This is a genomic window from Rhodococcus sp. H29-C3 (assembly GCF_030063405.1).
GTDB lineage: Bacteria > Actinomycetota > Actinomycetes > Mycobacteriales > Mycobacteriaceae > Rhodococcoides.
This window is the reverse complement of the sequence record NZ_JASITC010000004.1, coordinates 198126-220523: the sequence shown is the minus strand read 5'-3', so window position 1 is coordinate 220523 and position 22398 is coordinate 198126. Positions and strand designations below refer to the sequence as shown.

General features: G+C 62.6%; 23 protein-coding genes. 9 read left to right on the top strand and 14 right to left on the bottom strand.

The window, feature by feature from the left end; all coding sequences use genetic code 11:
• The first annotated feature begins 12 nt into the window (after window positions 1–12).
• On the top strand, window positions 13–300 hold the full coding sequence (locus QMK32_RS11210) for an ArsR/SmtB family transcription factor (RefSeq protein WP_136172813.1): 288 nt from the start codon (window positions 13–15) through the stop codon (window positions 298–300).
• A gap of 8 nt (window positions 301–308) precedes the next feature.
• Entirely contained in the window at window positions 309–749 is a 441-nt protein-coding gene (locus QMK32_RS11205) for a Fur family transcriptional regulator (protein ID WP_283474989.1), read from the top strand.
• A 22-nt stretch (window positions 750–771) separates the two neighbouring features.
• On the opposite strand, the gene QMK32_RS11200 is transcribed toward QMK32_RS11205, so the two are convergent.
• The 3 genes from QMK32_RS11200 to recO are packed head-to-tail and all read right to left on the bottom strand — an operon-like array spanning window position 772 to window position 2759.
• Complete coding sequence (locus tag QMK32_RS11200; RefSeq protein WP_269304265.1) at window positions 772–1167, bottom strand: hypothetical protein; 396 nt, start codon at window positions 1165–1167, stop codon at window positions 772–774.
• A complete protein-coding gene (locus QMK32_RS11195; protein WP_283474986.1) occupies window positions 1160–1978 on the bottom strand; it encodes an isoprenyl transferase in 819 nt (272 codons plus the stop codon). Before QMK32_RS11195 ends, QMK32_RS11200 begins: the two co-directional genes overlap by 8 nt.
• The gene (gene recO / locus QMK32_RS11190; protein ID WP_269304551.1) at window positions 1935–2759 is read right to left on the bottom strand and encodes a DNA repair protein RecO; all 825 of its coding nucleotides are present in this window, start codon (window positions 2757–2759) and stop codon (window positions 1935–1937) included. The genes QMK32_RS11195 and recO overlap by 44 nt, the downstream gene beginning before the upstream one ends.
• 68 nt (window positions 2760–2827) lie before the next feature.
• Here recO and QMK32_RS11185 point away from each other — a divergent pair, with 68 nt between their 5' ends.
• The 3 genes from QMK32_RS11185 to QMK32_RS11175 all read left to right on the top strand — a co-directional run bounded on the left by QMK32_RS11185 (window position 2828) and on the right by QMK32_RS11175 (window position 6663).
• Complete coding sequence (locus QMK32_RS11185; RefSeq protein WP_283474985.1) at window positions 2828–4231, top strand: amidase; 1404 nt, start codon at window positions 2828–2830, stop codon at window positions 4229–4231.
• A 98-nt stretch (window positions 4232–4329) separates the two neighbouring features.
• Window positions 4330–5220, top strand: coding sequence for a hypothetical protein (locus QMK32_RS11180; RefSeq protein WP_283475337.1), 891 nt, complete (start codon window positions 4330–4332; stop codon window positions 5218–5220).
• 111 nt (window positions 5221–5331) lie between these two features.
• Entirely contained in the window at window positions 5332–6663 is a 1332-nt protein-coding gene (locus QMK32_RS11175; RefSeq protein WP_283474984.1) for a diacylglycerol/lipid kinase family protein, read from the top strand.
• On the opposite strand, the gene QMK32_RS11170 is transcribed toward QMK32_RS11175, so the two are convergent.
• Window positions 6651–7865, bottom strand: coding sequence for a cation:proton antiporter domain-containing protein (locus QMK32_RS11170; protein WP_283474983.1), 1215 nt, complete (start codon window positions 7863–7865; stop codon window positions 6651–6653). The genes QMK32_RS11175 and QMK32_RS11170 overlap by 13 nt on opposite strands.
• 85 nt (window positions 7866–7950) lie before the next feature.
• On the bottom strand, window positions 7951–9303 hold the full coding sequence (locus tag QMK32_RS11165; protein WP_283474982.1) for a hypothetical protein: 1353 nt from the start codon (window positions 9301–9303) through the stop codon (window positions 7951–7953).
• Window positions 9304–9568: 265 nt separating this feature from the next.
• Here QMK32_RS11165 and QMK32_RS11160 point away from each other — a divergent pair, with 265 nt between their 5' ends.
• Both QMK32_RS11160 and QMK32_RS11155 read left to right on the top strand, forming a co-directional pair.
• Window positions 9569–9877: an amphi-Trp domain-containing protein gene (locus tag QMK32_RS11160; protein ID WP_283474981.1), complete on the top strand. Its 309-nt coding sequence runs from the start codon at window positions 9569–9571 to the stop codon at window positions 9875–9877.
• Window positions 9878–10044: 167 nt separating this feature from the next.
• A complete protein-coding gene (locus QMK32_RS11155; RefSeq protein WP_269304278.1) occupies window positions 10045–10425 on the top strand; it encodes an SHOCT domain-containing protein in 381 nt (126 codons plus the stop codon).
• A gap of 213 nt (window positions 10426–10638) precedes the next feature.
• On the opposite strand, the gene era is transcribed toward QMK32_RS11155, so the two are convergent.
• The 8 genes from era to hrcA all read right to left on the bottom strand — a co-directional run bounded on the left by era (window position 10639) and on the right by hrcA (window position 18479).
• Window positions 10639–11553 (bottom strand): GTPase Era, encoded by a 915-nt coding sequence (era, locus tag QMK32_RS11150; RefSeq protein WP_186628249.1) that lies wholly within the window; start codon window positions 11551–11553, stop codon window positions 10639–10641.
• Window positions 11554–11621: 68 nt separating this feature from the next.
• Entirely contained in the window at window positions 11622–12932 is a 1311-nt protein-coding gene (locus tag QMK32_RS11145) for a hemolysin family protein (protein ID WP_283474980.1), read from the bottom strand.
• Window positions 12929–13471 (bottom strand): rRNA maturation RNase YbeY, encoded by a 543-nt coding sequence (gene ybeY, locus QMK32_RS11140; protein ID WP_084344756.1) that lies wholly within the window; start codon window positions 13469–13471, stop codon window positions 12929–12931. The genes QMK32_RS11145 and ybeY overlap by 4 nt, the downstream gene beginning before the upstream one ends.
• A gap of 39 nt (window positions 13472–13510) precedes the next feature.
• The gene (locus tag QMK32_RS11135; protein WP_283475336.1) at window positions 13511–14527 is read right to left on the bottom strand and encodes a PhoH family protein; all 1017 of its coding nucleotides are present in this window, start codon (window positions 14525–14527) and stop codon (window positions 13511–13513) included.
• 127 nt (window positions 14528–14654) lie between these two features.
• Window positions 14655–15422, bottom strand: coding sequence for an alpha/beta hydrolase (locus QMK32_RS11130; RefSeq protein WP_283474977.1), 768 nt, complete (start codon window positions 15420–15422; stop codon window positions 14655–14657).
• A complete protein-coding gene (locus QMK32_RS11125) occupies window positions 15422–16195 on the bottom strand; it encodes a 16S rRNA (uracil(1498)-N(3))-methyltransferase (RefSeq protein ID WP_283474975.1) in 774 nt (257 codons plus the stop codon). Before QMK32_RS11125 ends, QMK32_RS11130 begins: the two co-directional genes overlap by 1 nt.
• A gap of 2 nt (window positions 16196–16197) precedes the next feature.
• Window positions 16198–17352, bottom strand: coding sequence for a molecular chaperone DnaJ (gene dnaJ / locus QMK32_RS11120; RefSeq protein WP_283474973.1), 1155 nt, complete (start codon window positions 17350–17352; stop codon window positions 16198–16200).
• An 83-nt stretch (window positions 17353–17435) separates the two neighbouring features.
• On the bottom strand, window positions 17436–18479 hold the full coding sequence (hrcA, locus tag QMK32_RS11115) for a heat-inducible transcriptional repressor HrcA (RefSeq protein ID WP_269304291.1): 1044 nt from the start codon (window positions 18477–18479) through the stop codon (window positions 17436–17438).
• A 211-nt stretch (window positions 18480–18690) separates the two neighbouring features.
• On the opposite strand from hrcA, the gene QMK32_RS11110 reads away from it, so the two are divergent.
• Entirely contained in the window at window positions 18691–18996 is a 306-nt protein-coding gene (locus QMK32_RS11110; protein ID WP_084344746.1) for a type II toxin-antitoxin system VapB family antitoxin, read from the top strand.
• Between the two features lie 53 nt (window positions 18997–19049).
• Here the strand turns inward: QMK32_RS11110 and hemW are convergent, their stop codons facing one another.
• Window positions 19050–20258 (bottom strand): radical SAM family heme chaperone HemW, encoded by a 1209-nt coding sequence (gene hemW / locus QMK32_RS11105; RefSeq protein ID WP_283474971.1) that lies wholly within the window; start codon window positions 20256–20258, stop codon window positions 19050–19052.
• 407 nt (window positions 20259–20665) lie between these two features.
• Between hemW and QMK32_RS11100 the strand changes: the two genes are divergently transcribed.
• On the top strand, window positions 20666–22390 hold the full coding sequence (locus QMK32_RS11100; protein WP_283474969.1) for a nitrite/sulfite reductase: 1725 nt from the start codon (window positions 20666–20668) through the stop codon (window positions 22388–22390).
• Window positions 22391–22398: the final 8 nt, after the last annotated feature.

Here is a 22398-nt window from a genome sequence, read left to right as displayed (position 1 = left end):
CCCCCGGCACCGATTCCGCCGAAGGAAACCCTGGCAGCCGCAGGCGACATCCTGCGCGCTCTCGCTGCACCGGTACGTATCGCGATCGTGCTTCAACTACGCGAATCGGAACGCTGCGTACACGAGCTGGTCGGCGCCCTCGGCGTCACCCAACCGTTGATCAGCCAGCACCTGCGCGTTCTCAAGGCTGCCGGAGTCGTCCGCGGTGAGCGCAACGGCCGCGAAGTTCTCTACCGTCTCGTCGACGACCATCTGTCTCACATCGTCGTCGACGCCGTCGCACATGCCGAGGAAGGCTGAAAACACCCATGACCGACAGTTCGTCGACCGATACTGCCCGTCCCCGAAAGCCCGTCATTGCCGGAGTGCGGGCTACCAAACAACGGAGCGCGATCTCCGACCTCCTGGACAGCATCGAGGAGTTCCGATCCGCTCAGGATCTGCACGACGAACTCCGCAAGCGCGGAGAAGGCATCGGCCTCACCACCGTCTACCGCACGTTGCAGACCCTCGCCGACGCAGGCACCGTGGACGTTCTTCGCCTCGACACCGGCGAATCGGTGTATCGGCGATGCTCGTCCGGGCACCACCACCATCTGGTGTGCCGGCTCTGTGGCTACACCGTGGAGGTCGAGGGCGTAGACGTAGAGAAATGGTCGCAGGATGTCGCCGAGGACAACGGGTTCAGCGACGTCAGCCACACGGTCGAAATTTTCGGCACCTGCAGCGAATGCCGAGCCAACTCCTAGCTCAGCCCTCCACAAGTAAGCCTCAGGGCAAGAGCCCTACCCGTGCCTTCTCGACGCCTGCGAGCACGAGAACCAGCATCGTCATCAGCGGTTCGTCGTCGAGGCCGCTGGCCGGAAATGTGTACCGCAGCAGTACGTCGGCCATCTTTCCGTTGACATTGACCGAGATCGAGCCGAACTGCGACTCGGCGTTTCGGTCTGCGACCTTCTTGTGCAGCGAGGCCTTCACCGGGCGATCCCACGCCAGAACCGCGGTCAGAGAAAGCACTTCGAGGCCCGGCGACAGCACGAGCGAACGCAACGAGCACAAGGCCCCCGCGTAGTCGAACCCCAGCGACCCCTCGTCTGCCACTGTGACGGTAGCGAACTGGGTCAGCGCAATCTGGGCGCGGGATTGCAGGGACAACTGTTCACTCATACTTGACTCCACCGAATCTGCGGTCTCTGGAAGCGAATTCGACACATGCCGCCCACAGATCCCGGCGGTCGAAGTCCGGGAACAGCTTCTTTTGAAAGACGAACTCCGCGTAGGCCGATTGCCACAGCAGGAAGTTGGAAGTGCGCTGCTCACCGGACGGCCGCAGAAACAGGTCGACGTCGGGCATGTCGGGCTCGTCGAGATACTTGGCGACGGTCGCTTCGGTGATCTTCTCCGGATCGAGTTTTCCCTGTGCGACCAGCCGCGCTATTTCCTTTGTCGCGTCGGCGATTTCGGCCCGTCCGCCATAGTTGACACACATCGTCAGCGTCATGACGGTGTTGTGCTTCGTCAACTCCTCGGCGACCTCGAGCTCCTTGATCACACTGCGCCACAGGCGAGGTCGACGGCCGGCCCATCGAACGCGAACACCCATCTCGTTCATTTCGTCGCGTCGACGCCGAATGACGTCGCGGTTGAATCCCATCAGGAATTTCACCTCGTCGGGACTACGCTTCCAGTTCTCCGTCGAGAACGCATAGGCCGAGAGCCATTTCACGCCGATGTCGATGCAGCCACTGACCGTATCCATGAGCACTGCTTCACCGCGCTCGTGTCCCGCGGTACGCGGCAGGCCTCGGTCCTGCGCCCACCGACCGTTGCCGTCCATGACCAATGCGACATGTTGTGGGATCAGCTCGGGTTGCAGGATCGGCGGCCGGGCGCCCGACGAGTGCGGGTCCGGTGGGCGTACAGCGATCTCCTCGTCAGGCCGGGTACGCGGTTCGCGTCGTCGAATCACGGTCTTCATCCTGCCCGACGGTGGATATTCGGACCGACTCAGCCTCGGCCTGATGCGGCTTCGATCGTTCGATCAGGGGCAACGTCCGCAACTGACGCTCGAGATGCCACTGCAGATGTGCGGCAACTAGGCCACTCGTCTGACTACGCACGACAGCCGACGTCGTCTCGGTGTAGACCCACTCACCACGCTCGAGGGCAATCATCAGGTCGAGTACACCGGCCATCGGGGTCGCTGCCCCGGGCGGCCTGCAGTGAACGCAGACGGAGCCGCCGGCCGCGACATGGAACGCCCGATGTGGGCCGGGAGCGGCGCACCGGGCGCACTCGGTCAACGACGGCGCCCACCCGGCGTACCCCATTGCACGCAGCAGGAAGGCGTCGAGGATCAGTTCCGGTGGCCGCGCCCTGTCACTGAGTGCACGCAGGGCTCCGACCGTCAGTTGATGCAGGCGCCTCGCTGGCGCGTGCTCCTCGCCTGCGAGACGCTCGGCGGTCTCCAACACCGCGCACGCGGTGGTGTAGCAACCGTAGTCCGAGACGATGTCGCCACCGAAGGCATTGACCGTGTGGACCTGGGTGATGATGTCGAGGTTACGACCGGGATGAAGTTGCACGTCGATGTGTGCAAACGGTTCCAGGCGAGCACCGAACTTCGAGGTGGTGCGCCGCACGCCTTTCGCCACCGCACGGACGATTCCGTTGTCTCGGGTCAGGAGCGTGACAATCCGATCGGCCTCGCCCAGCTTGTGCTGGCGCAGCACGACTGCGTTGTCCCGATAGAGCCTCACGTCCTCCATACTCCCACGCTGGTCCGGCGGTTCCCATCTCCCTCGCGCAGGTTCGATACTGTGCCAGCGTGGACTTTTCTCGCGCGACCCTCGTCGAACAGGCCGCAGCACTCGCAACAGGCCGCATCACATCAGTTCAGGCCGTCACCGAGTCGCTGGACCGGATCGAGAAGAGTCAGCCATCTCTCAATGCGTTCCGCATCGTGCGAGGTGACGCCGCACTGCGGGAGGCCTCGGAGGCCGATCGACTACGTGCAACAGGGCACACTGCTCCCCTGCTGGGCGTGCCGATCGCGGTCAAGGACGACGTGGATGTCACTGGTGAACCGACGGCCTTCGGATGTGCCGGAGAGTTCCCGCGGGCAACCGTCGATTCGGAGGTGGTGCGCAGACTTCGCGACGCCGGTGCCGTCATCGTCGGTAAAACGAATAGTCCAGAACTCGGACAGTGGCCGCTCACCGGTGGAAGCGCGTTCGGGCACACTCGAAATCCCTGGAGTCGCACGCACACGCCCGGCGGTTCGTCCGGCGGGAGTTCGGCGGCGGTTGCCGCCGAATTGGTCTCGGCTGCGCTGGGTTCCGATGGTGCGGGCTCGGTGCGCATTCCGGCGTCGTGGACCAATCTCGTCGGAATCAAACCGCAGCGTGGACGCATCTCGACGTGGCCCCAGCCCGAGGCCTTCAACGGCATCACCGTCATCGGCCCGCTGGCGCGGACCGTCGCTGATGCGGCACTTCTGCTCGATATCGTCTCGGGTAGTCACGACGGCGATGTGCACAAGCCCGCTCCGTTGCAGGTCTCGGACGCGGTCGGTCGCAATCCAGGCCCGCTCAGGATCGCGCTGAGCCTGCGCAAGCCGTTCATTCCGACACCCTCGAAACTGGACCCCGAGATCTCGGCGGCGGCCTACGAGATGGCAGCGGTGCTGCGGTCATTGGGCCATCACGTCGTCGTTGACGATCCGAAATACGGAATTACGTTGGGGCTCAATTTCCTTCCCCGTTCACTGGCCGGAGTGGCAGCCTGGCTCGATCAGCTCCCGGATGCGTCGCTGGCCGATCCGCGGACCCGCGCCAACGCAAAACACGGGCGCGCCCTCTCCGGCGCCCCGCTGCGCGCAGCTCGCGCCGCGGAACCGCGGATCCGGCGTCGTATCGGCCGAATATTCGACGAATACGACATCGTGCTGGCTCCGACGACGGCTACTCCACCGCCGCTGATCGAAGCAATCGACGACAAAACCAACAGCGAGACCGACCGCATCATCACCGAACACTGTCCCTACACCTGGCCGTGGAACGTTCTTGGATGGCCGAGTGTGAACATCCCGGCCGGCTTCACCACGAACGGCCTGCCGATCGGTCTGCAATTGATGGGCCACGAATCCTCGGAACCGCTGCTGGTCTCCGTTGCCGCACAACTGGAGAACGTGCTGCAATGGCACCTCGAGCGACCCGAACAGTGGTGGTGAGCGGCACCGTCGACCTACTCCCACTTCATCTGCCACGGACGAAGACACACCCACCCAACCGGAGTTGAGTCGACGGGGTGAGGCCGACAAAATTGTCCGTGGTTCTGGCCCGGGAGGCTCGCCACGCGCGAACCGAAGCAGATGGCTGGTTCGAGAGAACCTCACCCGGCAGGACGTTTCGGCGGGTGATCGAAGAGATCGTGGCAATCGAACTCTTCGATCGTGCAATGACGCTCGCCGCCAAGATCTTCACGTCGGTTCTCCCCGTCATCATTGCCGCCACGATGTTCTCCGGTTGGGACCTGGTAGCCCACGGAATAGACGATCAGTTCGGATTCAATCCTGCCTCGGGACCCGGCGGAAGTGGTGGACTCCAGGCGACGGATCCGTCGTTTGCGACCTTCGGCGTAGTGGGGCTGTTGATGATCGTCATCAGCGGCACCTCGTTCGCTCGCACCCTCACCCGGATCTACGGGAAAATCTGGAACATGCCGCCGAGCGGTCTGAATCATGCCTGGCGGTGGATGGTGGTCCTGTTCATAGTCGCCATGTCGGTACCGCTGCTCGGAATCGCCCGCTCGGTTGCCGAGCTCAGGTTCGTCGGCAGACCCCTGGCACTCTTGGTGGAGTTCGCCGTATGGCTGTTCGTGTGGGTACTCACCCCGCATCTGCTCACAGGAGGCTGGGTATCCGGCCGAGTGCTGTGGGCGACCGGTGCTCTCACCGCGGCGGGGCTCACTGCTTTTCGCGCCGGAGGACGCGTCGTCCTCCCCCGAATCACCGAGACAGCAGAAGCACAATTCGGCCAGTGGGGTCTGGTATTCACTTCGATCAGCTGGCTGTTCGGATATTCCGTCATCATCGTCGGTGCCGCTGCTGTCACCAAAGCTCTTGCCCTCGACGAAGGACCGATCGGCCGGGTTCTTCGTGGTCCGGAACCCGCGCTGGTTCCCGAGTCCACCGATCCCTCGACCCCGGGCGATCCGTGAAGGTAGGTGCGGGCAAATTCGCCCATGGTGGGCGACGCGCGCAGCGGGCACCTGGCATTAGCGTCGAGGACACGGTCGATGTAGAAGCACGCTGATCACTGAGGTGTCGTTATGAGTCTTCACTACGAACAACGCTCTTCCGTCAGGCAGCGCTGGTCGGCCCGGGCTGCATTCGGCGCGGTGATCGGCGCGGTGGCCGTGCTCGTCGTGTTCGCGGGCGCACGGACGCTGGCGTTGTTCGCGGTGACCGTCTGTGCCCTCGTCGTCGGCGTCGCGGCTTTGTTCTGGTTCCTCACGAGTCGAGGTGTGTTCCGATGGATTTCGCTGACCATCGCGGTTCTCGCGCCGATCGTGGTCGTCGTCTACCTTGTTCGCGCGCAGCTGTTGTGGGTGGCGATACTAGCTCTCGGACTTGCCGCACTTGCCGCACTGTCCGCCCGGGCCGCCCTCGGTGGCGCTACCAAGGATGCGCCGACGCCCGAGCACGCTGCGTCGATTCCGAAAAGCCCGTTCCTGATCATGAATCCGCGATCGGGTGGCGGGAAGGTAGGACGATTCGATCTGAAGAAGCGAGCCGAGGCCCTGGGTGCGGAGGTGGTGCTACTCGAAGGACCGGACACAGTCGACGTCGAAACTGTGGCCAGGAAAGCTGTGGAGCGGGGCGCAGACCTGCTCGGGGTGGCCGGCGGTGACGGGACTCAAGCTCTCGTTGCCGGTGTCGCCGCCGAGTACGACCTTCCGTTCTTGGTGATCAGTGCTGGAACTCGCAATCACTTTGCGTCGGATCTCGGGTTGGACCTCACCGATCCGGGCCGATGTCTGGACGCGCTGTCCGATGGCGTCGAGCTGCGTGTCGACCTCGGCACCATCGACGGGCGAACTTTCGTCAACAACGCCTCCTTCGGTGCCTATGCGCAGGTAGTGCAGAGCCCCGCGTACCGCGACGCGAAAACCGGAACGATCCTGCAGATGCTGCCGGACGTGATCGCGGGCCACGACGGTGCTCGATTGATCGCCCACCTCGGCGATCTCGAGATCGAAGGACCGCAAGCCGTACTGGTGAGCAATGGACCGTATCGAACTCACGATTTGGTCGGCCTCGGACATCGGGCGCGGTTGGACCACGGCCTTCTCGGCGTGGTGACGATCTCGGTGAGCAGTGCACGTCAAGCCGTTGGACTCCTCCGCCGTACACATCGACACGGACTGACTCAACATCTCTCGGGCGATATCACCGTCGACGCGGACGAACCGATGATTCCGGTCGGTGTCGACCGTGAGGCTCTCATGCTCGGGACCCCGGTGCGCTGCACCATCACCCCGCGCGCTCTCCGCGTCCGCGTACCGCGGGTTCGTCCCGGAGTTCGCCCGCCCACACCGGCGATGGACTGGGTTCGACTCTTCCGACTCGCTCGGCCGCAGCGAGTCGGTCACGTGCGTTGAGAGGACGATCGATACCACCTCGAGTATCGCCCGGCGAGCGGGGCCGCGGTAAGTCCATGGGCCACAACGGAAAGCCCGATCGTGATCACCGCGGTCGTCAGTAGAAGACTCTCGTGGGGCAATTCGTAAGGTTCTTCGACGATGAGGATGACGAAGACGATGGTAGCGAGACCACGCGGCCCGAACCACCCGACGAACCCAACGGTCGGTGCCCGGGCGTGCAGACCGATCATTGCCACTGCGACGGGCAGCATGCGGACAACGGTGAGGCTCACCACGGCATACCCGAGTACGGCCCAGGACAGACTACCGAGTGCGGGCCCGAGCAAGACAGCACCGTAGACGATGAATGTCACTGCGCTGGAAAGATCCCCGAATTCCTCGATCAGGTGTGACACGTCGCCGCCGGCCCGCCTGCGGATGACTCCGAACGCCAGCCCTCCGACGAATGCTGCGATGAACCCGGAGCCACCGACCCCGACGGCCGCGGTGTAGGCGAGTGCAGCAGCCGCTACCGGGACGATCTGAACCCACAACGGATCAATCGAATCTCGGCGTCCGGCGAGGACGAGGACAGTTCCCGCAACGGCTCCCGCAACGATGCCTGCGGCGACACCGTAACCGATCTGCTCGAGAACCAGGACGGCGGCGGCACCACCTCCGATCGTTCCGGTCTCCGTGTGTGCAATCGCAAGCACGACCAAGAAGATCGGCACGCAGATGCCGTCGTTCAGCCCGCTCTCGACGTTGAGACCTTGACGGACCACCGTCGGTAGTGACGGCAGAGTCACGACCGCCTTCCCGAGTGCGGCATCGGTGGGGGCAAGAATGACGGCGAGCAGAATCGCTTCCGGCAGCGAGAATTCGTCGAAAATTACAAGTACGGCAACGATTCCGAGCGCGATCGTCCCTGGAAGCCCGAGCGCGAGCAATCGGACAGGCAGCGCAAGCTGGCGCCGTAGTGCGGCAAAGTCGATGCGCGAGGCGTCGACGAACAACACCAACCCGAGCGTCAGTTCGGCGAGAAGTTTGACCGCTTCACCGGCGTAGTCCAGTTCGATCAAATCGGACCCTGCTACACCCAGCGCTAAGCCTCCGACGGTGAAGACGATCGGCGCAGTGATCGGGGTTCCGTCGATGCGTCCCGAGATCGCGGCGAACGCGATCAGGAGACCGGCGATGGCGGGCACCGCCCATGTCATGGCCGCACACCTCCGAACTGTCTCGAACATTCGGCAGCGTCCGGACATATCGTCTCGAACACGCTGCCCTCGAACAGGTTCCGCATTATGTCGGTCGAGCGTCGTCCGGCGAAACCTCACCGAGCGCGGGCCGCACAATCAGCTCCACTACCAGCAGAGCTGCGACGGCGACGAGCACTGTTACTGCCACGACAGCACCGGAGGGATACCCCCAGAACACCAGTGTCATCACCGCGATCGCGACGATTCCCGCACGAAGAGGGAGTCGCAACTGCGCGACCACGGACTCGAACCGATTCGGTGCCCGTCCGCCTGCACGACCCCTGATCGCGTCGACGCCTTTGCCGTAGGCGGAGCGAACCGCCACTGCCGATCCTGATGAACCGGTGAGATATCCGACGATTGCGATCACCACCGCAAGCACGAATACCGCGCGCAAGGTCGTCCTGAGCGGCACCAGGACAGTGTCGATCAGTACCGTAGCGGCTTGCGGGGACAACACATCGGCGGGGATCGCATCGAGATACAGCGACCGACCGATGCTGATCGCGACGGCGAGCAGCGCCATGGCCACAGCGAGGCTGACTCCGACGAGCGCACCTGCCCGTCGGCGCATGCCCTTCGGGCTAGCCCAAACCGCACCCACGGCTGCGAGCAAGGTCAACCATGGAAGCACCCCGGATGCTTTGTCCAGCAACGATGTTGCGCGTTGCGCCTTGACCAGGTCGGGTGCCTGGAACAGTACGAAGGACTTGTCGATCGACGGTATTTTGTCCGCGAACGCGAAGCCACGCTCGGTCAGCTTGGCGCGCACCTTGTCGATGATCGGGGTGAGCGAGATGCTCACCGTGCCATCGTCGCTGACCACGACGGCCGCTCGGGTGTTGCCGGTCAGCACGGCCGTCAGAGCTTGATGCGCCTCTCGGTTGGCCTGAATCCACAGTGTTTCGAATTCGTCGGAGGACACCAGAGAGTCCACCGTCTTGTGCACGAACGACTCGGCCTGGTCCGCGATGACCGGGGCGAGACCGACAACCGCGGGTGGCACGCGGGGCGCGTTCTCGGTGATCGAGGTCAAGGCTTCGGCGGTGATCGACTCGACATCGAGACGCGTCATGATCTCGTTCGTGATTTGATCTGCGAGCTCACCCTGCAGCACCGGATTCGAACCCAGCGGCGTCACCGTCTCGACATAACGGTCGGCATCGAGAATCTCGCTGCGCGCATACCGGGCAAGTACCGCGGAGAAGCCCAGAACTGCGACCAAAACCAGAAGCAGGATCGCTGCGATCCAGCGCACTGTCGAATGCCCGGCGCGGGTTCGAGGTACTGCGGTCGGTGTGCGCTCCTCGCGCAGTTCGGCCAACTCTCGCCGCAAACTGTCCAGCTCCCCCCGCTCAGTCGCGCTGAGTGGTTGTTCGGAGCCTGGTGAATCCATGTTCGGCCTCTTCTCCGGTGGGCACAATCAGGGCCAAGCAACTGCTCCCTCATCGATGACCTTGCGCGGCTCCGGGCCCAACTGCATCATTCGTATCGGGTGACATTCTTCTTCGAGAAGCGGTATCCGCCTCCGGTCCGCCCACACGTGGGACGGTGAAGTTCTAGGGTCGGAGCCAACTGATCAGGAAGCGGTCCTGCCCTGGTGGCGGCAGTCTAAGTGAGAAGTTTCGAGTATCCGATGCACATCGAAGTCAGGAGTCACGATGGCAAAGCTGGAATTCAAACGCGTATCCGAAATCTCCCGCAAGGAGGTGGCAGAACGAATCATCGCGCTCGGCCACGCTCTCGCCAGTGGTTCGGAAGTGGAGTTGGGGTCGGGTGGCGACTCGATCTCGATCGTCGTCGCCGATCGAGTCCGGTGGGAACTCGAAATCGAAGTGGACGGAAACGAAACCGAGATCGAAATCGAGATCAGCTGGCGAGACGCTCCTTCCGAGGCTGCTGACAGCGCGCCGGCAGAGAAGCGCGATCCGCCGCGTCGGGCGCGGGCACGCAAGTCGACCCCGAAGTAGGACCTGAAATGGACGCAGACCTCACCCGCCTCGGATGACGCCACGGCCCCCGAGGAATTTTAGAGTTGAAGCGTCGAGAGAGCTCGAACCAGCTGTCCGTCACCCCGAGTCGCGACCATCGGCCGGAGTCTCGCAGACCGATGTCCAAGTTCGAAGGAGTTCGAAACATGATCGATTCATTCTGGGAACTGATGTGGTACACGCTGATCGTGTTCGCGTTCGTCGCGTATTTGATGATCCTGTTCCAAATTGTCGGCGACCTGTTCCGTGACCGCACCATGTCTGGTTTCGTCAAGGTCATTTGGATCATCCTGCTTGTCGTAATTCCGTACCTCACGGCCTTCGTCTACGTGATCGTGCGCGGTCGCGGCATGACGACTCGACACATCGAGGCACAGCAGTCGGCCATGGAGGCAACCGATCAGTACATCCGAGAAGTCGCGGGCAAGTCCTCTGCCGAGCACATCGCCGACGCCAAGGCACTGCTCGACGCCGGCACCATCAACCAATCCGAATTCGAAGCGTTGAAAGCCAAAGCAATGAGCTGATTGCCTTGCTGCGACCGGGGTCCACAAAAGGAAGGAACGCACATGAGTTCTCTTGTCCTGGAGCTACATCACGTCGTGCAGCGGATGCGCGGACCCCGGCACAGGCATCACCATAATTGCCGATCTCGTCGGCGCAACCACGTGCATACGCTCCTCGCGCACCATTCGATCTAACCGAGGGCGCGATCTAGAGGGGGGCTCGACCCGATCGAATCAAAACCCGAGCTTGCCCATCTGCTTGGGATCGGTCTGCCAGTCCTTGGCGATCTTGACGTGCAGGTCGAGGTAGATGCGAGTACCGAGCAGCTTCTCGATCTGCAAGCGCGAGTTGGTACCGACCTCTTTCAACCGAGCACCGCCCTTGCCGATGATGATCGCCTTCTGGCTCGAGCGTTCGATGTAGAGGATGGCGTGGACGTCGAGCATGTTGTCGTGGCCCTCGCGGGGAGTGATCTCATCGATGACGACGGCTAGCGAGTGGGGAAGTTCGTCGCGAATGCCTTCGAGCGCGGCCTCTCTGATCAACTCCGCCATCAGGATTTCTTCTGGCTCGTCCGTCAGTTCCCCGTCCGGGTAGAAGGCAGGGCCGGGTGGCAATTCAGAGGCGAGCAGGGCGACCAGCTTCTCCACCTGCTCACCCGACTCGGCAGACACCGGAATCACGTGGCTGCTCTCCCCCAGCAACTTCGACAGAGCCATGAGCTGCTGTACGACGCGTTCTTTCTTGACCTTGTCGATCTTGGTCACGATACCGATCAGCGTCGTCTTCGGCGAGATGTGGCGAACCTGCTCGAGAATCCAACGATCACCCGGCCCGATCTTTTCGTCCGCGGGGATGCACAGTCCGATGACGTCGACCTCGGAATACGTGTCCTGCACCAGATCATTGAGTCGCTGCCCGAGAAGTGTTCTGGGACGGTGCAATCCAGGGGTGTCGACGAGAATCAACTGCGCATTCTCGCGGTGAACGATCCCACGAATGGTGTGGCGCGTTGTCTGCGGACGCGATGAAGTGATGGCGATCTTGGAACCGACGAGCGCGTTGGTCAGCGTCGACTTTCCGGTGTTCGGCCGACCTACGAAACAAATGAATCCGGACCGAAAATCTTCTTCGCTCGAATCAGACATCGAGCACCTCCCAGCTCTTCCCGCCGCGCGATGCGGCCGGGATGGTTGTATTCGTTCTGCCGCACAGCTCAGGCATCGGACGCTTCTGTCGACGATTCCTCGTCGTGATCGTTCTCGAACCTCTCCACCAGAACGGTCGTGACTCGCACTCGCCCCTTCTGATCGGCGCCGCCTTCGCCGGTGAATGCCAAGCCGTGCGACTGCACACGCGAGCCTGGAAGCGGTACTCGTCCGAGCTCGTAACCCAGGAGACCACCAACGGTGTCGACATCCTCGGATTCGATGTCGATGCCGAACAACTCGCCGACGTCATCGAGTGGTACGCGCGCAGACACCCGATAGCGTCCGTCACCCAAGTCTTCGATAGGGGCAACTTCACCTGCGTCGTACTCGTCGGCGATCTCTCCGACGATTTCCTCCAACACATCCTCGATGGTGACCAACCCTGCAGTTCCGCCGTATTCGTCGATGAGCACGGCCATGTGCTTACGGTCACGCTGCATTTCGGCGAGCAAACTATCCAACGGCTTGGAGTCCGGTACGAATACTGCCGGCCGCATCACGTCGGTCACCTTCACACCGCGTCCGCCATCGGTGGAGTAGTACGTCTGCTGCACAAGATCTTTCAGGTACACGACGCCGATGATGTCGTCGACGTTCTCACCGATCACCGGAATCCGGGAATGCCCACTGCGCACGGCGAGCGAAGTCGCCTGTCCCGCTGACTTGTCAGACTCGATCCATACCATTTCCGGCCGCGGAACCATCACCTCGCGAGCCGAGGTATCACCGAGTTCGAAGACGGACTGAATCATTCGGCGCTCGTCGTCAGCAACCACTCCACGCTCGCGGGCCATGTCGACCAGTTCACGCAGTTCGATCTCGGATGCGAACGGGCCGTTGTGGAATCCGCGCCCCGGCGTGATCGCGTTGCCGATCAAGATCAGCACGCGGCTCACCGGACCGAGAATCCAGCCGAGGCCTCTCAACGGAAGTGCCGCGAACAGTGCAATCGAGTACGCGTGTTGGCGCCCGAGCGTTCTGGGACCGACGCCGATGACAATGTAACTGACCAACACCATCACGACGGCAGTCACGAGAAGCGCGATCGTTTCGTCGAGAACACCTATCAGCCCACCCGCGAGTAGAACTGTGGCAACGATTTCGCACAGGATGCGAAGAAGGACCGTCAGATTCACGTATCGAGGGCGGTCCGCGACGATGGTGAGAAGGCCGATAGCGCCCGGGCGCCCATCTTTGACCATGTCCTCGACACGAGCCCGCGAGACGGTGTTAAGTGCCGAATCCACGGCTGCGAACAAACCTGCGATCGGTACGAGAACGACTGCTGCCACTATCAGCGCAGGCGCATCGCTCACAGGTTGTCGCCGCCGACGAAGCCGGTTTTGCCGAGCAGTCGACTGTCCCTGGCCGCCTGCACTTCGGCTTCTTCTGCGCGACGGAGATCCTCGTACCACTCCGCCAGAATGCGATTCTGAAGAGCGAACATTTCCTTTTCTTCATCCGGTTCGGCGTGGTCGTAGCCGAGTAGATGCAGGACACCGTGGACAGTCAGCAATGCCAACTCGTGTTCGAGAGGATGGCCGGCGGCTGCAGCCTGATCTGCGGCGAAGGACGGGCACAGGACGATATCGCCGAGCATCGACGGTCCCGGCTCGGGAGAATCAGGACGACCGCCGGGCTCGAGTTCATCCATCGGGAACGACATCACATCCGTCGGGCCCGGTAAGTTCATCCACCGCATGTGCAGGTCAGCCATGGTGGACGAATCGACGAGAACCATCGACAGTTCGGCCGCCGAATGCACGTCCATACTGGCGATAGCGAACCGGGCCACACTTACGAGATCCGTTTCGGAGACTTCCATCCCCGATTCGTTGGACACCTCGATACTCATTGCTGCTCACTCTTTCGACAAGGGACTTTCGAGCAGATTCTATCGGCGAGCAGAGCGCGGCCCTCCAGAGCGTCGCTGTGCCCGATTGCTCAGCGAGAGATCTTGGTTGTTCGTGGACTCGAACCGCTCGTAAGCATCGACGATCTCCGACACCAGGCGATGTCGAACCACGTCGCTACTGGTCAACTGTGCAAAGTGAATGTCGTCGACGTCGTTGAGTATCTCCGACGCAGCCCGTAGCCCCGAACGTGCGCCACCGGGGAGGTCGACCTGAGTGATATCGCCGGTGACGACGATCTTCGAGCCGAATCCCAGCCTGGTGAGGAACATTTTCATCTGCTCGGCGGTGGTGTTCTGCGCCTCGTCGAGAATGATGAACGCGTCGTTGAGGGTCCGACCGCGCATATACGCCAGCGGAGCGACCTCGATGACACCTGCCTGCATGAGCTTCGGAATCGCCTCGACATCCATCATGTCGTGGAGTGCATCGTGTAGCGGGCGTAGGTACGGATCGATCTTGTCGTGCAACGTGCCGGGCAGAAAGCCGAGACGCTCGCCTGCTTCCACCGCGGGCCGCGTCAAGATGATCCGGCTGACCTGCTTGGCCTGCAACGACTGGACCGCCTTGGCCATCGCCAAATAGGTCTTGCCGGTACCAGCGGGGCCGACACCGAAAACGATCGTGTTGGTGTCGATCGCATCGACGTAGCGCTTCTGATTGAGCGTCTTCGGCCGGATGGTCTTGCCTCGACGAGAAAGAATGTCCAGGCTCAGCACTTCGGCGGGTGACTCGGCAACACCTTCGGTCAGCATGCCCACTGTCCTGCGTACCGCATCGACGGTCAGCGGCTGCGCGCGCTTGGCGACGGCGGCCAACTCGGAGATGACCCGCTCGGCGAGCGCGACGTCGGCCACCTTGCCACTCAAAGTGACTACGTTTCCACGGACATGGATGTCGGCACTCAGAAGCTGCTCGAGGGTCCGCAGGTTCTCGTCGGCGGGTCCTAGGAGCGGGAGAACGGCCTCGGGCGCAAGCTCCATGCTGGACCGAACCATGCGTTCGGTGGGAAGTTCGCTGTGTTCGCTCACGTGGTGGCTATGGCCTGCTTTCCGATGTCGACGAGCATGAAATGGACGGGGCTTGATTCGAGTTTAACGCCCATGCGAATTACAGCATTCCCATTTACCTGCCGGTACCGGCGAGCACCGCAGTCACCGAGCGCTGCCAGCTCTGCGACCCGGTCTCGAGAAACGCGACGTGGTCCTCACCAGGAACGATCGTCAGTTCGGCGTGATCACCGGCTGCGCGTGCCGCTGCCACATAGAGTTCGCTCTGCGACACCGGTACCAGCGTGTCGAGCGATCCATGAATGCAGTGCATCGGGATTGCGGTAGGAATGCGGTGCATCGGCGACGCCGCCCGATACAGCTCGGGCGCGTCCTCGTAGGCGGCGTCGAGCAACGCGAGGACGGCAGGATTGACTATTCCCGACGCCGGTCCTGTCACCAAGTCCAGAACACCTGCCTGCGTCACGATCAGCGACGGGGTCAGCGCGCCGCTGCGCCGTCCTGCCAGCCAGGCGGCGAGGTGTCCCCCGGAAGAATGACCGAGCACTCGGATGTCTGCGAGATCGAGTGAGATCGAATCGAGTTCGGCGGCTATGCCGATCAGTGCGTCGAGCGCTGCGCCGACGTCGTTGCTCACTTCGGGCCACAGACCGCCTGCGCCGACGCGGCGATACTCGATGTTCCAGGCTGCGACACCTGCTCGCGCACATTCGACGGCGTACCGGGTGCCGAGGCTGGAGCTGTACTGGCCACTCCAGGATCCGCCGTGAACGATCATGACGACAGGTACGGGAGTGCCGGTTTCAGCGGCGGAGCGCTCCGGGAGATAGAGGTGGCCGTACTGCTCCTCGTGCTCGCCGTAGCTGATTTTGGTTCGTTCCACTAAGGCTCACGAAAGTCGAGAGGCTGCTGCGCCCAGCGGCCCGTCGAGACACCGATCGCACCCAGTGCAACGGCCGCAGCGGTCGAGGTCCGCAGAACCGTCGGGCCCAACACGACAATTCGCGCTCCGGCGGCAGTCAGTCTTTCTACTTCACTGTCGTCCAAACCACCTTCGGGACCTACCACCAACAACACTTCGCTCACCGAACGCAGCGGCAACTCCGAGAATCGCTCGGTTGCCGATTCATGAAGCACTGCAACGATTCCCCCGCGGGAGACGACCCCACGCACGAGTGCGAGTACCGCCGCCGTGTCATGGAGTTCGGCGACGTCCGGAACGAACGGCCGTCGGGACTGCTTGGCAGCGGCGGCAACAGTACTGCGCCACCGAGCGACACCCTTGGCTGTTTTCGCACCTTCCCAACGCGCGACGCATCGGGAGGATTGCCACGGCACGATGGAGTCGACGCCCGCTTCGGTCGCCAGTTCTACCGCCAACTCCGAGCGATCTGCTTTGGGCAGCGCTTGGACGAGCCCCACCGATGGTGTCGGCCGCGGCATGTCCGATCGAGCATTGACGGTCATTTCGAGGCGGTCACGCTCGGCGGAGATCACGACGGTGTCCGCGACGCCGCCGTGCCCGTCGGAAAGCAGAATTCGCTCTCCTACTCGAATCCGCCGCACCGTCGCGGCGTGGTGGCCTTCTTTCCCGTCCAGGACGGCGGTGCTACCGACTTGGGGCAAGGGATCGAGGTAGAAAACGGTGGCCGCCATCGTCAGCGACCGCTGAATGCTTCCCGGAGCCTCGAGAACAGCCCACCGCTGTGCTGGGAACCGATGGTGACGACCTCGGCTGAATCGCGGTCTCGCAGGGTCTTCAGGTCATGGAGGAGCTGAGTCTGCTTGTGGTCCAGACGTGACGGCACCACGACCTCCAGGTGCGCGTGCAGGTCGCCTCGAATTCCGGATCGGAGCTTCGGCATACCGTGACCACGCAGTACCGCGACTGCTCCGGGCTGAGTGCCTTGATCGACGACGATGTCCGTCGGTCCGTCGATGATCGCGTCGACCGACACGGAGGTACCGAGCGCTGCGTCGACCATCGGGACACGAATCGTGCAATGCAGATCTTCGCCGTCGCGGACGAACACATCGTGCTGCTGCTCGACGATTTCCACGTAGAGGTCACCTGCGGGTCCGCCACCCGGGCCGACTTCACCCTGCGAAGCGAGTCGAATCCTCATGCCGTTGCTGACACCGACCGGGACCTTGACAGAAATGTCTCGTCGCGATCGAACGCGACCGTCGCCACCACATTTACGGCACGGGTCGGGGATGGTCTCCCCGGCTCCGCGGCAGGTCGGGCACGGCCGTGAGGTCATGACCTGACCGAGGAATGAACGCTGAACGGACTGAACTTCGCCTGCGCCACCGCAGGTTTCGCAGGTCACGGGCTTGGAGTCGCCGTTGGTACCCGCACCGGTACACAGGTCGCACAGGATCGCCGTGTCGACGGTGATGTGCTTGGTGACACCCGTCGCGCACTCGTCGAGCGTGAGTTTCGTTCGTAGCAGCGAGTCGGCACCCGGCTGAACGCGACCACGGGGTCCGCGACCACTGCCGCCTCCCTGGCCGCCGAAGAAGGCCTCGAAGACATCTCCGAGTCCGCCACCGAAACCGCCGCCACCGAAGCCGGCTCCACCGCCGCCACCTTGCTGAAGCGGATCTCCACCGAGGTCGACGACACGTCGCTTCTCTGGATCGGAGAGGACCTCGTAGGCAGTCGAGATGTCCTTGAATCGGGCTTGCGCGCTCTCGTCCGGATTCACGTCGGGGTGGAGTTCACGCGCAAGTTTGCGGTAGGCGCGCTTGATCTCTTGGTCCGATGCCTTCTGGCTCACACCGAGCGTCCCGTAATAATCCCGTGCCACGTAAGTCTCTTTCGTTTTTGTCGATCCGGTCTGCGCTTACCTCCGCCTTCGCGGTGCGGCAAGCAATGTCTGTTGTCCGGTGATCAGCGCTCGGCGAGAACCTCGCCGATATACCTCGCAACGGCGGCGACCGATGCAATTGTTCCCGGATAGTCCATGCGTGTGGGGCCCAGCACTCCCATACCCCCCAGAACCATGCCAGCCGAACCGTACCCAGTGGAAATCACCGAGGTTCCGCGCATCTCCTCGACCTGCGTCTCTTCACCGATTCGCACCGTCACGGTTCGCGTGTCCTGTGTCACAGCGAGCAGCTTGAGCACGATGACCTGCTCTTCCAATGCTTCGAGAACAGCACGCAACGAACCGGGGAATCCAGCGTCACCTGCAAAATCGGCGGCATTTCTTGTCAGATTGGCGGTACCGCCGAGCACCAAACGTTCCTCCGAGTGCTCTACCAGGGACTCGACCAACACAGTGGCAGATCTGATCATCGCGTCGCGCAGGGGTTCGGGGGCATTCTCGGCGAGTTCGGCCACGGCCGCCGACGCGGCGGCGAGCCGCTTTCCTTCGAGCGCTCCACCGAGCAGTCTGCGCAGTTTCGCCAAGTTCTCGTCGTCGATGACATCGCCCAGTTCGACGATGCGCTGATCGACGCGCCCGGAGTCCGTGATGAGCACCAGGAGCAACCGGGCTGGCGTGAGCGCAACTACTTCGAGGTGGCGAACCGACGACACCGACAACGTCGGATACTGAACCACGGCCACCTGGCGGGTGAGCTGTGCAAGCAGTCGAACCCCGCGGCGAAGAACATCGTCGAGGTCTACGCCGTTTTCGAGGAACTCGAGAATGGCACGCCGCTCGGCAGACGAGAGTGGTTTGACGTCGGCGATGCGGTCGACGAACTGACGGTAACCCTTGTCCGTCGGTACCCGACCGGAGCTGGTGTGAGGCTGTGCAATGTAGCCCTCGGCCTCCAGCGCAGCCATATCGTTACGCACCGTCGCGCTGGACACACCGAGGTTGTGACGTTCCACCAATGCGCGCGACCCGACAGGCTCCTGGGTGGAGACGTAATCAGCAACTATGGCCCGAAGAATTTCGAACCGACGGTCATCAGTGCCCGACATCGGTATCCACCTCCACATCTGCTCTGTTCATGACAAATACCGGGTCGGGGCGCGAACAGCCGGTTGACCGCACTCCCCCGGCCGACCCGTCTGTCGAGTCTAGTGGCCGTGGAGCAGTACCCACCGCTAGGCCTTAGTGTGGACAAGTGGGTTACTCGACTGCGACAACGGACATAGCTGTGACGAACTACACCGAATCGAGGGTCACACCGTGATCTTCAAAGGTGTCCGCGACGGAAAGCCGTACCCCGAGCACGGCCTGTCACTGCGGGACTGGTCCAAAATTCCACCTCGTCAACTACGCCTCGACGACATAGTCACCACCACGAAGGTTCTCGAACTCGACCGCCTTCTGTCCGAGGATTCGACCTTCTACGGCGATCTGTTTCCGCACGCGGTCCACTACCGCGGGGTGGTCTACCTCGAAGACGGCCTACACCGAGCCGTACGTGCGGCCCTGCGGAACAGAACCGTTCTCCATGCCCGCGTGTTCGACTACGACGCACTGAGTGCGTGAGTTTCCAGAGTTCGAGTTTCCAGTGCTCGTCTTGTGGGTGATCGAACGACCGCTCACGCGGCGATAGTGCGGACGACCGCGTCGGCCAGTAGACGGCCGTGATCGGTGAGGACGTAGCGATCGTGCTCGACCACCATCAGGCCGTCGACCACCAACTGGTCAGCTGCCGCGCGCTCGGAATACGCAAGCACATCGGCCGGCAGTCCAGTTCGTAGACGGATCTTCAACATCAGCTCTTCCAGGTGAAGGTCCTCACTCGTGAGCAGTTCACTACCTGCGACGGGGAACTCACCCGCTTCCAACCGGTCCGCATAGCGAGCGGGGTGCTTGATGTTCCAGAACCTGGTTCCACCGATGTGACTGTGCGCGCCAGGACCGGCTCCCCACCAATCTCCGCCATCCCAGTAGCCGACATTGTGTTTGCATTCGGCAGCGTCATCGGTCGCCCAGTTGGACACTTCGTACCAGTGCAGTCCAGCGCCGGACAACACCGAGTCGATCCGCTCGTACCGACTGGCCAGCACGTCATCGTCGGGAGCCGGTAGCTCGCCGCGTCGAACCTTGCGCGCCATGGCCGTTCCGTCCTCGACGATCAACGCATAGGCCGACACGTGATCGACGCCCGCCTCGAGAACTGCTGCAAGGGAGGCGTCGAGATCCTCCGCGCGTTCACCGGGGGTCCCGTAGATCAGGTCGAGGTTGACATGGCCGAAGCCCGCTGCCCTGGCCTCTTTCGCCGCGGCAACAGCACGTCCGGGCGTATGCGTTCGATCGAGCACCGCGAGAACGTGCGGGGCGGCCGACTGCATGCCGAGCGAAATCCGGGTGAAGCCCGCGGCGCGCAGCTTTTCGAAAAATGTCGGCGACGTCGATTCCGGATTGGATTCCGTCGTCACCTCGGCGCCCGTCGTCAACCCGAAGCTGCCACGGACGGCGTTCAGCACATCGGTGAGGCCGTCCCCACCCAGAAGCGAGGGCGTACCTCCGCCGACGAAGACCGTGTCGGCGGTTGGCACCGATCCTGCGCGATCGTTCATGAGCGCGGCGGCGGCATCCAATTCACGACGCAATCCGGTCAGCCACGACTGCGGCGACGCGGATGTTCCGAGCTCCCCGGCGGTGTAGGTGTTGAAATCGCAATAGCCGCATCGTGTCGCACAGAAGGGCACGTGCACGTAGATCCCGAACGGCCGCGAACCGACGCCGTCGAATGCCGTATCTGGCAGTTCGAGTGAGACTGCAGGCGAGGTGGGAAGGTTCACGCTCTCCAGTGTCCCAGAACCTGAACAGTCGACTCACCACACGGACAGCGTCCCGAAATGCAGGCGCTCAGCCAGCCCATTTACCCCGAAATCGAGGTAAATACGTCGCCGCGGTCGGCACTTGCCATATGACATGGCACAATAGGCTCCGTGAACGACTCTGGGATCCGATTGGTGGCGCGACGCCACGTCGATCTCAAGCGTGTCTGCAGCTCTTCGTGTCGATGCCGTAAGAGTGTGTAGCTGAGCCCTGCGTCTCGTTCGATGCGCACGCTCACCCCCGCTCGGAATTCGAACTGAGCACGTTTCTTCTCACAAGCCCCGATCCAACCGAACGCGTGTGCAAGCGGTGAGTTTCAGCCCCCACCCTTTCACCGTCCGGCAGAGAAAAGATGCAGGAGCCTTTGATGTCGTCGACAACCGACGCGACAACCGGCGCGAAATCGCCTGATGTTGCGCCCAGAGAGCGCACCGCACGGCCCACCAAGCGCCGCGCCGAAGGTCAGTGGGCCCTCGGATACCGCGAACCCCTCAACGCCAACGAGCAGGCGAAGAAGGACGACAACCCGCTGAACGTGCGGGCGCGCATCGAGAACATCTACTCCAAGCAGGGGTTCGACAGCATCGACAAGGGCGACCTGCGTGGACGCTTCCGTTGGTGGGGCCTCTACACCCAGCGTGAGGAGGGATACGACGCCACCTTCACCGGTGAGGAGAACGTCGACCTCCTCGAAGCCAAGTACTTCATGATGCGAGTGCGATGCGACGGAGGCTCTCTGAACCTCGAGCAGTTACGGACCATCGCGGGCATCTCGCAAGAATTCGGCCGTAACACCGCCGACCTGTCCGACCGCGAGAACGTCCAGTTCCACTGGATCGAGGTCGAGAACGTACCGGAGATCTGGAAGCGACTCGAGGCTGTCGGCCTGAAGACCACCGAAGCCTGCGGCGACTGCCCCCGCGTCGTTCTCGGCTCTCCCCTGGCCGGCGAATCCCTCGACGAGGTGCTCGATACCACCCCCGCTATCGACGAGATCGTGCGCCGCTACATCGGCGACCCTCGTTACTCCAACCTGCCCCGCAAGTTCAAGACTGCGATCTCCGGCCAGCAGGACGTAGTCCACGAGATCAACGACGTCGCGTTCATCGGCGTGAACCACCCGGAACACGGTCCCGGACTTGATCTCTGGGTCGGCGGCGGCTTGTCCACCAACCCGATGCTCGCTCAGCGGGTCGGCGCCTGGATTCCGCTCGACGAGGTTCCCGACGTGTGGGAAGGTGTCGTCTCGATCTTCCGCGATTACGGCTACCGCCGTCTGCGCGCAAAGGCCAGACTCAAGTTCCTCATCAAGGATTGGGGAATCGAAAAGTTCCGCGAAGTCCTCGAGACCGAATACTTGAAGCGTCCCCTCATCGACGGCCCGGCACCAGAGAAGCCGACGCGGCCCATCGACCACGTCGGTATCCAGAAGACCCAGAACGGACTCAACGCAGTCGGTTTCGCGCCGATCGCGGGCCGCGTTTCGGGAACCATTCTCGCTCGGGTTGCCGACGCCGCCGAGAAGGCCGGCAGTGATCGAATCCGCTTCACGCCCTTCCAGAAGCTGATTATCCTCGACGTGGCCGAAGAAACCCTCGAGCCACTGATCGCCGACCTCGACGCACTGGGCCTGCCTGCTCGACCGTCGCACTGGCGCAAGAACCTGATGGCCTGCTCCGGCATCGAGTTCTGCAAGCTGTCGTTCGCCGAAACGCGCAAGCGCTCACAGGTTCTCGTGCCCGAACTCGAAGAGCGTCTGGCAGACATCAACGCCCAGCTCGACGTACCGATCACGATCAACATCAACGGCTGCCCCAACTCCTGCGCCCGCTCACAGGTCGCGGACATCGGATTCAAGGGCCAACTGGTCGACGACGGTGAAGGCAATCAGGTCGAAGGCTTCCAGGTTCACCTGGGCGGCAGCCTCGGCTTCGACACTACTTTCGGCCGAAAGCTACGCCAACACAAGGTCACCAGCGTCGAGATGGGTGACTACATCGATCGCGTCGTACGGCAGTTCGTGAAGAACCGCAACGAGGGCGAACGTTTCGCCGAATGGGCCGTGCGAGCAGACGAGGCGGATATGCGATGAGAACTCGA

What these genes read in the sequence shown, in the direction of transcription:
- QMK32_RS11100 (WP_283474969.1), top strand. Translation starts at nt 20,666, where the DNA reads ATGTCGTCGACAACCGACGCGACAACCGGCGCGAAATCGCCTGATGTT.
- QMK32_RS11125 (WP_283474975.1), bottom strand. Translation starts at nt 16,195, where the DNA reads ATGGCGGCCACCGTTTTCTACCTCGATCCCTTGCCCCAAGTCGGTAGC.
- hrcA (WP_269304291.1), bottom strand. Translation starts at nt 18,479, where the DNA reads ATGTCGGGCACTGATGACCGTCGGTTCGAAATTCTTCGGGCCATAGTT.
- QMK32_RS11175 (WP_283474984.1), top strand. Translation starts at nt 5,332, where the DNA reads ATGAGTCTTCACTACGAACAACGCTCTTCCGTCAGGCAGCGCTGGTCG.
- QMK32_RS11205 (WP_283474989.1), top strand. Translation starts at nt 309, where the DNA reads ATGACCGACAGTTCGTCGACCGATACTGCCCGTCCCCGAAAGCCCGTC.
- QMK32_RS11155 (WP_269304278.1), top strand. Translation starts at nt 10,045, where the DNA reads ATGATCGATTCATTCTGGGAACTGATGTGGTACACGCTGATCGTGTTC.
- QMK32_RS11165 (WP_283474982.1), bottom strand. Translation starts at nt 9,303, where the DNA reads ATGGATTCACCAGGCTCCGAACAACCACTCAGCGCGACTGAGCGGGGG.
- QMK32_RS11160 (WP_283474981.1), top strand. Translation starts at nt 9,569, where the DNA reads ATGGCAAAGCTGGAATTCAAACGCGTATCCGAAATCTCCCGCAAGGAG.
- era (WP_186628249.1), bottom strand. Translation starts at nt 11,553, where the DNA reads ATGTCTGATTCGAGCGAAGAAGATTTTCGGTCCGGATTCATTTGTTTC.
- QMK32_RS11135 (WP_283475336.1), bottom strand. Translation starts at nt 14,527, where the DNA reads ATGGTTCGGTCCAGCATGGAGCTTGCGCCCGAGGCCGTTCTCCCGCTC.
- QMK32_RS11170 (WP_283474983.1), bottom strand. Translation starts at nt 7,865, where the DNA reads ATGACATGGGCGGTGCCCGCCATCGCCGGTCTCCTGATCGCGTTCGCC.
- QMK32_RS11200 (WP_269304265.1), bottom strand. Translation starts at nt 1,167, where the DNA reads ATGAGTGAACAGTTGTCCCTGCAATCCCGCGCCCAGATTGCGCTGACC.
- QMK32_RS11195 (WP_283474986.1), bottom strand. Translation starts at nt 1,978, where the DNA reads ATGAAGACCGTGATTCGACGACGCGAACCGCGTACCCGGCCTGACGAG.
- ybeY (WP_084344756.1), bottom strand. Translation starts at nt 13,471, where the DNA reads ATGAGTATCGAGGTGTCCAACGAATCGGGGATGGAAGTCTCCGAAACG.